Origin of the sequence: Sutcliffiella horikoshii, from assembly GCF_002157855.1 — a bacterium.
Lineage (GTDB): Bacteria > Bacillota > Bacilli > Bacillales > Bacillaceae_I > Sutcliffiella_A > Sutcliffiella_A horikoshii_C.
In genome coordinates this window covers 161,365-174,705 of the sequence record NZ_CP020880.1, presented here as the reverse complement: position 1 = coordinate 174,705, position 13,341 = coordinate 161,365, and the positions used below count along the sequence as shown (strand labels likewise).

The 13,341-nt window shown below is 46.1% G+C and carries 7 protein-coding genes, 8 tRNA genes and 3 rRNA genes; 1 reads left to right on the top strand and 17 read right to left on the bottom strand.

What is annotated here, in order from left to right:
* Window positions 1-477 precede the first annotated feature (477 nt).
* The 5 genes from glmM to sigW form a co-directional block, all read right to left on the bottom strand.
* Window positions 478-1,824 (bottom strand): phosphoglucosamine mutase, encoded by a 1,347-nt coding sequence (glmM, locus tag B4U37_RS00970; protein WP_088016702.1) that lies wholly within the window; start codon window positions 1,822-1,824, stop codon window positions 478-480.
* Between the two features lie 20 nt (window positions 1,825-1,844).
* Entirely contained in the window at window positions 1,845-3,095 is a 1,251-nt protein-coding gene (locus B4U37_RS00965; protein ID WP_088016701.1) for a CdaR family protein, read from the bottom strand.
* Entirely contained in the window at window positions 3,088-3,909 is an 822-nt protein-coding gene (cdaA, locus tag B4U37_RS00960; protein ID WP_088020074.1) for a diadenylate cyclase CdaA, read from the bottom strand. Before cdaA ends, B4U37_RS00965 begins: the two co-directional genes overlap by 8 nt.
* Window positions 3,910-4,255: 346 nt before the next feature.
* Window positions 4,256-4,885 (bottom strand): anti-sigma factor family protein, encoded by a 630-nt coding sequence (locus tag B4U37_RS00955; RefSeq protein WP_088016700.1) that lies wholly within the window; start codon window positions 4,883-4,885, stop codon window positions 4,256-4,258.
* Window positions 4,886-4,905: 20 nt separating this feature from the next.
* Entirely contained in the window at window positions 4,906-5,469 is a 564-nt protein-coding gene (gene sigW / locus B4U37_RS00950) for an RNA polymerase sigma factor SigW (protein WP_060666092.1), read from the bottom strand.
* A 160-nt stretch (window positions 5,470-5,629) separates the two neighbouring features.
* Between sigW and B4U37_RS00945 the strand changes: the two genes are divergently transcribed.
* Complete coding sequence (locus tag B4U37_RS00945; protein WP_083800917.1) at window positions 5,630-5,833, top strand: aspartyl-phosphate phosphatase Spo0E family protein; 204 nt, start codon at window positions 5,630-5,632, stop codon at window positions 5,831-5,833.
* Window positions 5,834-6,023: 190 nt separating this feature from the next.
* On the opposite strand, the gene rocF is transcribed toward B4U37_RS00945, so the two are convergent.
* The 12 genes from rocF to B4U37_RS00885 form a co-directional block, all read right to left on the bottom strand.
* The gene (gene rocF, locus B4U37_RS00940) at window positions 6,024-6,926 is read right to left on the bottom strand and encodes an arginase (RefSeq protein ID WP_088016699.1); all 903 of its coding nucleotides are present in this window, start codon (window positions 6,924-6,926) and stop codon (window positions 6,024-6,026) included.
* A 465-nt stretch (window positions 6,927-7,391) separates the two neighbouring features.
* Window positions 7,392-7,464, bottom strand: a tRNA-Ala gene (locus tag B4U37_RS00935).
* A 35-nt stretch (window positions 7,465-7,499) separates the two neighbouring features.
* Window positions 7,500-7,572, bottom strand: a tRNA-Lys gene (locus B4U37_RS00930).
* A gap of 2 nt (window positions 7,573-7,574) precedes the next feature.
* Window positions 7,575-7,649: transfer RNA gene (locus tag B4U37_RS00925), tRNA-Gln, on the bottom strand.
* 133 nt (window positions 7,650-7,782) lie between these two features.
* Window positions 7,783-7,866, bottom strand: a tRNA-Tyr gene (locus B4U37_RS00920).
* Between the two features lie 8 nt (window positions 7,867-7,874).
* A tRNA-Val gene (locus tag B4U37_RS00915) sits at window positions 7,875-7,950 on the bottom strand.
* Window positions 7,951-8,080: 130 nt separating this feature from the next.
* Window positions 8,081-8,155: transfer RNA gene (locus B4U37_RS00910), tRNA-Glu, on the bottom strand.
* Window positions 8,156-8,168: 13 nt separating this feature from the next.
* Window positions 8,169-8,242: transfer RNA gene (locus B4U37_RS00905), tRNA-Thr, on the bottom strand.
* A gap of 1 nt (window position 8,243) precedes the next feature.
* Window positions 8,244-8,318 (bottom strand) — tRNA-Asn (locus B4U37_RS00900).
* A gap of 9 nt (window positions 8,319-8,327) precedes the next feature.
* Window positions 8,328-8,444, bottom strand: a 5S ribosomal RNA gene (rrf, locus tag B4U37_RS00895).
* A 123-nt stretch (window positions 8,445-8,567) separates the two neighbouring features.
* Window positions 8,568-11,499, bottom strand: a 23S ribosomal RNA gene (locus B4U37_RS00890).
* A gap of 225 nt (window positions 11,500-11,724) precedes the next feature.
* A 16S ribosomal RNA gene (locus B4U37_RS00885) occupies window positions 11,725-13,276 on the bottom strand.
* The 16S, 23S and 5S rRNA genes sit together here with 8 tRNA genes alongside, the layout of an rRNA operon.
* Between the last annotated feature and the right edge of the window lie 65 nt (window positions 13,277-13,341).

The following is a 13,341-nucleotide window of genomic DNA, read 5'->3' as shown; positions in this document are numbered from 1 at the left end:
GTCTTGCCCCCACATTACCTATAAAATAATTTTGGTAATCATAGTAACAGTCTTTGTACATAAAGTTGCCTTTATGCTTTAAACTGTCCCTAGAGTCGGTTGTGATTGGCAACCGGGAGGCATCCGCCGATAGATCGATAAACCTCCTCCTCGTCAACTAAGCGTTGTTTCGTCCGTCGCTTAGTTCAGGCGCTTTGTGTATCTAGTTATAGTTGTCTGACTTTAATGCTCCTTTCCATTCTTGAATAGCAACAAATAATATCTTACCTTCCATACCCCAATTCGTCAACAATTATGTGGATTATTTCCAATTACTGCAAAGGTGGGGGCATTTTGACTTATGCTACTGGTGTGAATTGGGTAGTAAGGCCGCCATTGAACAAAATTCCCACACCATATAAAAAAGATATGCATCCACCGCTCCATAAGTGCGGTTTATGCATATCTTTCTCGTACATCTAGACGTTTATTCGGAACTTATTCCATGCCCATTTCCGCGCGCACAACAGCTGCGATACGTTCTACGTACTCATCGCATTGCTCTTGTGTTGGGGCTTCGGCCATTACACGTACAAGTGGCTCTGTACCGGAAGGACGTACAAGGATACGGCCGTTTCCGTTCATTTCCGCTTCTACTTCTTCAATGACAGCTTTCACTTTCTCGTTCTCTGTTACACGGTGCTTGTCCGTCACTCTTATGTTCACAAGCAGTTGAGGGAACTTTGTCATTTCGCCAGCAAGCTCAGACAGGCTCTTCTTCGTGAGCTTCATGATGTTCACAAGCTGAAGGCCTGTTAACATGCCGTCACCAGTAGTGTTGTAGTCAAGGAAGATGATGTGGCCGGATTGCTCCCCACCAAGAAGGTAATTGCCGTTCTTCATCTCTTCTACTACATAACGATCACCAACTGCTGTTTGTTTTGTTTCTACGTTAGCAGCTTCTAATGCTTTGTAGAAACCTAGGTTACTCATGACTGTGGAAACTACTGTGTTATGACGAAGACGACCTTGTTCGCTTAAGTATTTTGCACAGATGAACATGATTTGGTCACCGTCAACGATTTGTCCCTTTTCATCAACTGCGATGATGCGATCTCCGTCGCCATCAAACGCAAGACCGATATCTGCACCTTTTTCAAGCACTAATGACGCTAGTGTCTCAGGGTGAGTAGAACCCACACCGTCATTGATGTTTAATCCATTCGGAGAAGATCCCATTGTGGAGATGTCCGCCTCTAGGTCTGCAAAAAGATGTGTCGCATGAGAAGATGTTGCACCATGTGCACAATCCAGCGCAATGTGGATACCGGAGAAATCCTCATCCACTGTTTGTTTTAGGAATTGAAGGTATTTTTGTCCGCCTTCGAAGTAGTCGTTCACTTGTCCAAGGTCAGCACCGACTGGACGTGGCAGGCTGTCGGTCTCTTCATCCATTAACGCTTCGATTTCTGCTTCCTGCTCATCAGACAGTTTGAATCCGTCTGGTCCGAAAAACTTAATTCCGTTGTCTGCAACCGGATTATGAGAAGCAGAGATCATCACACCAGCTTGGGCACCCAATGCTTTTGTCAGGTAAGCCACACCAGGAGTGGAGATTACACCTAAACGCATGACTTCTGCGCCAATGGATAGTAAACCTGCCACTAACGCTCCTTCCAGCATGTGTCCTGAAATACGCGTGTCACGGCCAATCAACACTTTCGGACGCGTTTGGTCCTTTGTTAACACATAACCTCCCAAACGTCCTACTTTAAATGCCAATTCAGGTGTTAATTCCGAGTTCGCTACTCCGCGCACTCCATCCGTACCAAAATATTTACCCATTTCGTAAATCTCTCCTTTTACTACTCATTAGTTTCTTCTATTAATCTAAACTTTACATTTCTTTTTGGCAGGTCCCACGAAACGTTTTGCGGACCGTTTATCTCAAGAGGGGCTTCATGCTCCCCTGCGTTCAAATCTGTTACATTGATGTACATTTCCATATCAGAGCTATTGACGCCCTCAAGGGTACTTGGGGCACCGAGTACGGTAAGATCCATTAAACCATTTTCCGGGTCAATGAATTCTAATTCCAGCCCCTCTGATAGTCCAATTTGTTGAATAGGAACGTTCGTAAACGTTTTTTGTTCTTCTTTTTCCACTTCCACATTAATCTTCACCTTCTCCGGTACAACGCGCTTCACGCCGTCCGGTACAGGTACATCAACTTCGATGGTTGTGCTCTCTGTGATCTCCGTTAAATCCAATTCTATATTATCAATGAACTCCAACTTGTCAATGGCGCTTTTCGGTCCATAGACAGTTACTTCATTCGGTTCTGCTTCTATCTTGGTAATACTCAGGTCCTCTTTTAATGACCCTTTTCGATTTATTTTCAACGGAACTGATTTAAAAGGACTCGTAATCGGAACATTCACATCTACAACCGGAGGATCAATTTCCACATTCAACGTGTTTCCTTCTCTGTCGTAGACTGTCACACGGGACTGTTGTTCAATGGATTCATTGACGCCTTTAAGGTCCACACGCGCTTTCACCAATGCGATACTCTCAATCAATTCGCGAGATCCTGTTACTTTTACTATATTAGGCTTTACAATAGGTTGTTCTGCCTGATATCCTTCTTCCATTTGGCCTCTGTTAATAAAATCAACGTCCACTGGGAAATCCTCGGAAATTCTTTCATGGATGGTAACGGAAGCTACTGATGGTTCGATTGCTACACTTAATCGTTCAGAAAGATTCCGAGACTCCAACGTTACTTGGTGTGTCCCGATACCTAAATTAGAAAGATCTGCAATTATTTCAAAATCCTTCTGCAAAGCTGTTGGTTTAACAGATGCCGTCGGACCTTCAAGTGTAACCGTAACACTTTGTGGTACACCCGATACCACCAGGTTCTCCCGGTCATATAACGACTCAACCGGAACATCTGTCACCGTTTGCACATCCGTGGAACCGGAAAAAGGAGAAGGTTTGGATTCTGTCTGCTGAGTGACACTATTCTCGATGCTGACGGACATGTATAGCATAAAGGCCAACAACAACGCGATAATTTTCATCACCCAACGGTTATTGATAAACTTATCCATCCTTCTGCCCCCTCCACTGCCAGCGATTCGAAGTAGTGTTCTTCACACTTGTATCCAATTCCTTCTTTAAAAGCTCGCTGAATAATTCAGGTTCTAGGTCACGGTGCAATTCACCGTTTTTTGTAACAGATATACTACCCGTCTCCTCTGATACGATAATAGTGATACTATCTGTCACTTCACTGATTCCAAGTGCTGCCCTATGCCTTGTACCAAGCTCTTTTGAAATAAAAGGACTCTCAGACAACGGCAGGTAACAAGCTGCTGCAGATACTTGGCTCTTTTGCAAAATCACCGCTCCATCATGAAGTGGTGTATTCGGGATGAAAATGTTAATCAGGAGCTCGGAGGAAACTTTTGCATGTAACGGAATACCCGTTTCTATGTAATCTCCCATTCCGGTCTCTCGTTCAATCGAAATCAACGCTCCAATACGGCGTTTTGCCATGTATTGAACGGATTTAACGACTGATTCAATCATTTTTGCATGCTCTTCCTCATCATCTATACCGCTTCTTGAAAACAATTTCCCTCTACCCAATTGTTCCAAGGCGCGACGAAGCTCTGGCTGAAAAATAATGATAATCGCCAGGAATCCCCATGTCAAAGCTTGGTCCATCAACCATTGTAAGGTACTGAATCCTAAGAAGTTACTAATGATCCTTACCACTACAATGACTGTTATTCCTTTTAATAACTGAACCGCCTTTGTCCCACGGATGACCATGATAAGCTTATAGATAACAAACCAAACGAGTAAAATATCTATGATATTTGCAAGATAACTTAAATATGGCATATCTCCAAAAGGTATTTCAAAAGGCATCCTCACACTTCCTTTAACAGTACAAGATTTATCTATCAAGTACGAAAACCGTAACCATGTTATTATAGCATATTTTTAATAATCAGGTAGAAATGGCCTTTTAATTCATGTTTTGCAATATTATTATAATCTCCTTGAAATATAAAAAGATGCTTGAATTGTTTCAAGCATCTCATTTTGATATAGCATTTAAGAGTCGATCTCCGTTACAGGCGCTTTGCTTTCCTGCGGGCGGTCCGGAAACCTCCTCGGGCATCCGCCCTGTGGGGTCTTCCCTGTCCCTTCCTCCCGCGGGAGTCTGCGCGCCTTCCACTGCGATAAACTAGGTTTTTGTCTAGTCGTTAAACACACTGACTGCTTTTTTGAAGCCGTCTTTCATGGTATACCAGATCCATTCAAAAGCCTGGTCGATTTCTTCGATTTCCCCAGTTACTTGGCCTGCGGAAGCGAGGTAGTTTTCACCGTCGATGACTTCACCATTTATGACCGTCACATTTCCTCTAACTTCACCATCAACGCGGATATTCCCGTTTTTCACGACAACATCTCCTTCCACAACCTTACCTTCTGGGACGACAACCGTATCATCCTCGACTACAAGATTTGGCTGGTTGGTAAATGCAAACTTCTCTTCTTGCCAGCCACCAAACAAACTTCCACTCATTAAAATAAAGAAAATGGCGGCAGCTACAAGCATCGGATGGGAACGCACCCAGCGATTCCAACTGATGGTCTTCTTTTCTTTCGGTAAACTATTCATCACTCTTTGCGTGAAATCATTTGGTGCAGATATATGAGAGGTGCTTTGCACAAGCGCAATCGCCTTCTCCAGCTCATGGAACTGCTGGTAACATTCCTTGCAGTTTTGGAGATGTGCTTTCAGCTCTTTTTCTCGTTCTTTTTCTAGATCACCATCTAAATACTCATGCATATACTGGACGATATGTTCCGGGCATTTATTCATTGTTTATAACACCTCCAGAATTAAACATGGCGCAATTGCTGTCTCAGCGCTTCTCGCCCTCTATGGATTCTAGTCTTTACTGTTCCGACCGGAATTTCTAGAATTTCACTGATTTCAATCAATGATAACTCGTCAATGTATTTTAAGACAATAACCGAACGGTATTTGTCCGGAAGCTTTAAAATTTGGCGCTGGATTTCTCCTTGCAGCTCCATCGTTTCCACTTCCTCCTCTGGCAGCGCAATATCTGCGGCAACTTGGGAATACATTGTTAACCCTTCTGTACCTGCTACCTCTGCATCTAAATAATAGTCCGGCTTCTTTTTGCGTATGCGGTCAATTGTCAGGTTTGTTGCAATCCGATATAGCCAAGTCGAAAACTTACGATTCACATCGAAGCTATTGATGTTAATATATGCACGTATAAAAGCTTCTTGTGCAATGTCTTCTGCTTCATGCGAATTGCCAATCATTCGATAGACCAATTGATAAATCTTGTCCTTAAACAATTCCACAATTTCCGCAAATGCATCTTGATCGCCTTTTTTTATTTGTTTTATTCTCTTTCTGATTAGTTCTTCCATTCCGTTCCCCCGTTGTCTGGCGGTCGACTAGTAATACGTGCCATCGCCGTAAAAGGTTTCATTTTTCTTTATAAAATATATTCTAACAAATATTTACTGAAATTGGTTTGAAAAAGGATAAAAGAGGGTAAAAACTACTAATTAGTTTTTTTGAAGCCTAATGAATAAGGGGTGTTGTATAGTGGCCGTCCATGCTACCGTCCATTTACAAGAAGCAATTGAGAGAAAAAGAGAAGAAATGATTCGACTTTCCTCATCCAACCATCTTCAATCCAAGGAAGTAATTGATGCGAGCACCTCGCTTGATTCATTGATAAATCAATACCTATACTTACAAATCAAACGAAAACCAGCAACTTCTTAAGTATTAGTTGCTGGTGTTTTTTTTATAAGTGGAATTTATTAGCTGTTGATTAGAGCAGTAGGCGTAGACTCTTGCGGGAGATTAACGATAGTTTGAGACCCCTGATGCGTTGTGAAGAGGCTCAAATACCATCCCGTGAAAAGCGTAGCCATTTGCGGAAAACACCAGCGGTTATTAACAAATTCAATATTTAAAGAAGTTTTTCACCAAATAAAGATCCCATCAACGCCACAGCCACCGTTGCTGTTTTGTTACGCTCGTCTAAAATTGGGTTAACTTCCACAAATTCTGCTGAAGTCAGGATATTTGCTTCTTCAAGCATTTCCATGGCTAGGTGGCTTTCGCGATAAGAGATACCCCCAAGTACTGGCGTCCCCACACCCGGTGCATCATGAGGATCTAGCCCATCAAGGTCCAACGATAAATGAACTCCATCTGTATCTCGTTCCCTCAAGTAGGCAATAGCCTCTTCCATCACCGCAGCCATACCCATTCGATCAATCTCATGCATCGTAAATACTTTAATTCCTTTTTCTTTAATTAATACTTTCTCGCCTTCATCCAATGATCTTGCACCGATAATGACAATATTCTCTGGCCTGATTTTAGCATGGTCTCCACCGATTTTCGTCAATGTTGAATCACCAATTCCTAAGCTCACTGCAAGCGGCATACCATGAATATTACCGGATGGGGACGTTTCGCCTGTATTCAAGTCTCCATGTGCGTCATACCAGATAACCCCCATGTTGGAATAGTGCTTCGCAAGGCCCGCAATGGTCCCAATAGCGATACTATGATCTCCACCGAAAACAAGAGGAAACCTGCCATTTGAAAGTACTTCGTCCACTTTGGAAGCCAGGTTCTCGCTCGCCTCCGCAACCGCTTTCAAATTTTTAAGATTGCTCTCACCAGTTGTCGTTCTCTCTCTACTGCCAATTTCAATATCACCAAGATCTTCTATCGTCTGTGTTAAATTTTCTAGTCGTTCCACTACCCCTGCATATCTAATCGCACTAGGACCCATATCCACTCCGCGACGTGTCTGCCCCAAGTCCATTGGTACTCCAATAATGCTGATATCTTTCTTCATGAATCGTGTCCCCCTTTATGTAATCTAGTTCTATTGTATAGGGAAACTATCAAATGACTCAACTCGACATAGTTTTGAATATATATGCAGTTTAGAATTGTCGGATTATTGTTGGCAGGAGGGGGAATATGAGGATACTATAAAGATTAGGTCAACCATTCTAAGAATGATCGGCCATTTTTACTTTTCGCCCGATAAGTGGTGTTTTCCGCCTGTATTTTTTTAAAATCGCCCGTAATATTTTATTTTCGCCCGATTTTCCAAATTATCGCCCGTAAATCTGAAAAATCGCCCGTAATTCAAAATTATCGCCCGATTAATTTACGGAGCCCTCTTAGCCTTATGGTACGAGTGAAACCTTTTCGTACTTCCTTTTACCGAATCCCCTTCTAAGTAAGAGCATAGAAAAGAGCATACAAAAAAGCCATAAACCCAATGGTCTATGACTTAAACTTTATTAGCAAGTGGAGCCTAGCGGGATCGAACCGCTGACCTCCTGCGTGCAAAGCAGGCGCTCTCCCAGCTGAGCTAAGGCCCCTTATGTAGTTATAATAAAGCTTTTGCAAAAAAATATGTGCCATGAAGGACTCGAACCTTCGACCCTCTGATTAAAAGTCAGATGCTCTACCGACTGAGCTAATGGCACGTTGGCTGGGCTAGCTGGATTCGAACCAACGCATGTCGCAGTCAAAGTGCGATGCCTTACCGCTTGGCTATAGCCCATTAATTTTAGTTGTTTCTCTATGTACCATATACAGTCATCAGTGATAACTAACTTCACTTATTATCTCTGAACTCAGGAAGTTTATACATTTCTTCAAACAAAAACTCCGGAATTTTCATTTCGAAGTTAAAATGGTGGAGGGGGGCAGATTCGAACTGCCGAACCCAAAGGAGCGGATTTACAGTCCGCCGCGTTTAGCCACTTCGCTACCCCTCCAAGGGATATGGTGGAGGATGACGGGATCGAACCGCCGACCCTCTGCTTGTAAGGCAGATGCTCTCCCAGCTGAGCTAATCCTCCAATGTATTATTAAGGAAAGTTATTTTTGCTATCGCAAAAAAACATAGTTATTTTCACTGTCGTGAAATGGAATATTATTTTCGCTAACGCGATGATAAGGAAAGTTATTTTCACTATCGTGAAAAAACTTTGGTGACCCGTACGGGATTCGAACCCGTGTTACCGCCGTGAAAGGGCGGTGTCTTAACCGCTTGACCAACGGGCCAATTTTTTGTATAAGCTTCCAACCGGGCTCGAACCGGTGACCTCTTCCTTACCATGGAAGTGCTCTACCTAACTGAGCTATGGAAGCATGGCTCCACCAGTAGGATTCGAACCTACGACCCTTCGGTTAACAGCCGAATGCTCTACCGCTGAGCTATGGTGGAACAATACTAGCCTGGCAACGTCCTACTCTCACAGGGGGAGATCCCCCAACTACCATCGGCGCTGAAGAGCTTAACTTCCGTGTTCGGTATGGGAACGGGTGTGACCTCTTCGCCATCATTACCAGACAAATAATATTATACAAAATTGAGAAAGAAAATCAAGATGTTTTTGCATCTTTCTTGTTCCTTCAAAACTAGATAATGTGTTCTATCAAGATATTCATATCGTTCACTTATTTCAATACTTATTGGGTTAAGTCCTCGATCGATTAGTATTCGTCAGCTGCACGTGTCGCCACGCTTCCACCTCGAACCTATCTACCTGATCATCTTTCAGGGATCTTACTTGCCGAAGCAAAAGGAAATCTCATCTTGAGGGGGGCTTCATGCTTAGATGCTTTCAGCACTTATCCCGTCCGCACGTAGCTACCCAGCTATGCCTTTGGCAAGACAACTGGTACACCAGCGGTGCGTCCATCCCGGTCCTCTCGTACTAAGGACAGCTCCTCTCAAATTTCCTGCGCCCACGACGGATAGGGACCGAACTGTCTCACGACGTTCTGAACCCAGCTCGCGTACCGCTTTAATGGGCGAACAGCCCAACCCTTGGGACCGACTACAGCCCCAGGATGCGATGAGCCGACATCGAGGTGCCAAACCTCCCCGTCGATGTGGACTCTTGGGGGAGATAAGCCTGTTATCCCCGGGGTAGCTTTTATCCGTTGAGCGATGGCCCTTCCATGCGGAACCACCGGATCACTAAGCCCGACTTTCGTCCCTGCTCGACTTGTAGGTCTCGCAGTCAAGCTCCCTTGTGCCTTTACACTCTGCGAATGATTTCCAACCATTCTGAGGGAACCTTTGGGCGCCTCCGTTACTCTTTAGGAGGCGACCGCCCCAGTCAAACTGCCCACCTGACACTGTCTCCCAGCCCGATAAGGGCTGCGGGTTAGAATTTCAATACAGCCAGGGTAGTATCCCACCGACGCCTCCACCGAAGCTAGCGCTCCGGCTTCTCAGGCTCCTACCTATTCTGTACAAGCTGTACCAAAATTCAATATCAGGCTACAGTAAAGCTCCACGGGGTCTTTCCGTCCTGTCGCGGGTAACCTGCATCTTCACAGGTACTATAATTTCACCGAGTCTCTGGTTGAGACAGTGCCCAGATCGTTACGCCTTTCGTGCGGGTCGGAACTTACCCGACAAGGAATTTCGCTACCTTAGGACCGTTATAGTTACGGCCGCCGTTTACTGGGGCTTCGGTTCAAAGCTTCGCTTGCGCTAACCTCTCCCCTTAACCTTCCAGCACCGGGCAGGCGTCAGCCCCTATACTTCGCCTTACGGCTTCGCAGAGACCTGTGTTTTTGCTAAACAGTCGCCTGGGCCTATTCACTGCGGCTCTCTCGGGCTTTAACACCCTAACAGAGCACCCCTTCTCCCGAAGTTACGGGGTCATTTTGCCGAGTTCCTTAACCAGAGTTCTCTCGCTCACCTTAGGATTCTCTCCTCGCCTACCTGTGTCGGTTTGCGGTACGGGCACCATACTCCTCGCTAGAGGCTTTTCTTGGCAGTGTGAAATCAGGAACTTCGGTACTATATTTCCCTCGCTATCACAGCTCAGCCTTAATGAGAAGCGGATTTGCCTACTTCTCAGCCTTACTGCTTAGACGCGCATATCCAACAGCGCGCTTACCCTATCCTTCTGCGTCCCCCCATTGCTCAAGCGGAGTGGAGGTGGTACAGGAATATCAACCTGTTATCCATCGCCTACGCCTTTCGGCCTCGGCTTAGGTCCCGACTAACCCTGAGCGGACGAGCCTTCCTCAGGAAACCTTAGGCATTCGGTGGAAGGGATTCTCACCCTTCTTTCGCTACTCATACCGGCATTCTCACTTCTAAGCGCTCCACCAGTCCTTACGGTCTAGCTTCAACGCCCTTAGAACGCTCTCCTACCACTGTTCGTAAGAACAGTCCGCAGCTTCGGTGATACGTTTAGCCCCGGTACATTTTCGGCGCAGAGTCACTCGACCAGTGAGCTATTACGCACTCTTTAAATGGTGGCTGCTTCTAAGCCAACATCCTGGTTGTCTAAGCAACTCCACATCCTTTTCCACTTAACGTATACTTGGGGACCTTAGCTGGCGGTCTGGGCTGTTTCCCTCTTGACTACGGATCTTATCACTCGCAGTCTGACTCCCATGGATAAGTCTTTGGCATTCGGAGTTTGACTGAATTCGGTAATCCGATGAGGACCCCTAGTCCAATCAGTGCTCTACCTCCAAGACTCTAACACATGAGGCTAGCCCTAAAGCTATTTCGGAGAGAACCAGCTATCTCCAGGTTCGATTGGCATTTCACCCCTACCCACACCTCATCCGCTCACTTTTCAACGTGAGTCGGTTCGGGCCTCCATTCAGTGTTACCTGAACTTCACCCTGGACATGGGTAGATCACCTGGTTTCGGGTCTACGACCACGTACTCATGCGCCCTATTCAGACTCGCTTTCGCTACGGCTCCGTCTCATCGACTTAACCTTGCACGTAATCGTAACTCGCCGGTTCATTCTACAAAAGGCACGCTATCACCCATTAACGGGCTCTAACTACTTGTAGGCACACGGTTTCAGGATCTATTTCACTCCCCTTCCGGGGTGCTTTTCACCTTTCCCTCACGGTACTGGTTCACTATCGGTCACTAGGGAGTATTTAGCCTTGGGAGATGGTCCTCCCTGCTTCCGACGGGATTTCTCGTGTCCCGCCGTACTCAGGATCCACTCAGGAGGGAACGAAGTTTCAACTACAGGGTTTTTACCTTCTATGACGGACCTTTCCAGATCGCTTCATTTACCCCGTTCCTTTGTAACTCCATGTTGAGTGTCCTACAACCCCAAGAGGCAAGCCTCTTGGTTTGGGCTAATTCCGTTTCGCTCGCCGCTACTCAGGAAATCGCATTTGCTTTCTCTTCCTCCGGGTACTAAGATGTTTCAGTTCCCCGGGTCTGCCTTCCATACCCTATGTATTCAGATAAGGATACTGCTCCATTACGAGCAGTGGGTTTCCCCATTCGGAAATCTCCGGATCAAAGCTTACTTACAGCTCCCCGAAGCATATCGGTGTTAGTCCCGTCCTTCATCGGCTCCTAGTGCCAAGGCATCCACCGTGCGCCCTTAATAACTTAACCGTTGACCAATATGGTCATGTGTCGATATCAGCGATGATATCTATAAAGAAAATTACTAAGATGAACGATATTCTGTGAATATCTTGATATTAGTTACATTATCTAGTTTTCAAGGAACAACAAGGACAATTCGTAAGAATTGTCTAAGGATAAATCCGAAGATTTATCTACATTGAGAGAATGCTCTCTCAAAACTAAACAAAACAACAAGCGTACATTCCTTAGAAAGGAGGTGATCCAGCCGCATCTTCCGATACGGCTACCTTGTTACGACTTCACCCCAATCATCTGTCCCACCTTAGGCGGCTGGCTCCAAAAGGTTACCCCACCGACTTCGGGTGTTACAAACTCTCGTGGTGTGACGGGCGGTGTGTACAAGGCCCGGGAACGTATTCACCGCGGCATGCTGATCCGCGATTACTAGCGATTCCGGCTTCATGCAGGCGAGTTGCAGCCTGCAATCCGAACTGAGAACGGTTTTATGGGATTGGCTCGACCTCGCGGTTTTGCTGCCCTTTGTACCGTCCATTGTAGCACGTGTGTAGCCCAGGTCATAAGGGGCATGATGATTTGACGTCATCCCCACCTTCCTCCGGTTTGTCACCGGCAGTCACCTTAGAGTGCCCAACTGAATGCTGGCAACTAAGATCAAGGGTTGCGCTCGTTGCGGGACTTAACCCAACATCTCACGACACGAGCTGACGACAACCATGCACCACCTGTCACTCTGTCCCCCGAAGGGGAACGTCCTATCTCTAGGAGTGTCAGAGGATGTCAAGACCTGGTAAGGTTCTTCGCGTTGCTTCGAATTAAACCACATGCTCCACCGCTTGTGCGGGCCCCCGTCAATTCCTTTGAGTTTCAGTCTTGCGACCGTACTCCCCAGGCGGAGTGCTTAATGCGTTAGCTGCAGCACTAAAGGGCGGAAACCCTCTAACACTTAGCACTCATCGTTTACGGCGTGGACTACCAGGGTATCTAATCCTGTTTGCTCCCCACGCTTTCGCGCCTCAGTGTCAGTTACAGACCAGAAAGTCGCCTTCGCCACTGGTGTTCCTCCAAATCTCTACGCATTTCACCGCTACACTTGGAATTCCACTTTCCTCTTCTGCACTCAAGTCCCCCAGTTTCCAATGACCCTCCACGGTTGAGCCGTGGGCTTTCACATCAGACTTAAAGGACCACCTGCGCGCGCTTTACGCCCAATAATTCCGGACAACGCTTGCCACCTACGTATTACCGCGGCTGCTGGCACGTAGTTAGCCGTGGCTTTCTGGTTAGGTACCGTCAAGGTGCGAGCAGTTACTCTCGCACTTGTTCTTCCCTAACAACAGAGCTTTACGACCCGAAGGCCTTCATCGCTCACGCGGCGTTGCTCCATCAGACTTTCGTCCATTGTGGAAGATTCCCTACTGCTGCCTCCCGTAGGAGTCTGGGCCGTGTCTCAGTCCCAGTGTGGCCGATCACCCTCTCAGGTCGGCTACGCATCGTCGCCTTGGTGAGCCATTACCTCACCAACTAGCTAATGCGCCGCGGGCCCATCTGTAAGTGATAGCCGAAACCATCTTTCAATAAAGAACCAGGAGGTTCCTTATATTATCCGGTATTAGCTCCGGTTTCCCGAAGTTATCCCAGTCTTACAGGCAGGTTGCCCACGTGTTACTCACCCGTCCGCCGCTGACCTTTCAAAAGCAAGCTTTTAAAAGGTCCGCTCGACTTGCATGTATTAGGCACGCCGCCAGCGTTCGTCCTGAGCCAGGATCAAACTCTCCAATAAAGAGTCTGAGCTTTTGCTCAAAATTTGCTAGCTTGTGTTACTAAAAAATCATTTGTCGTGTTCCG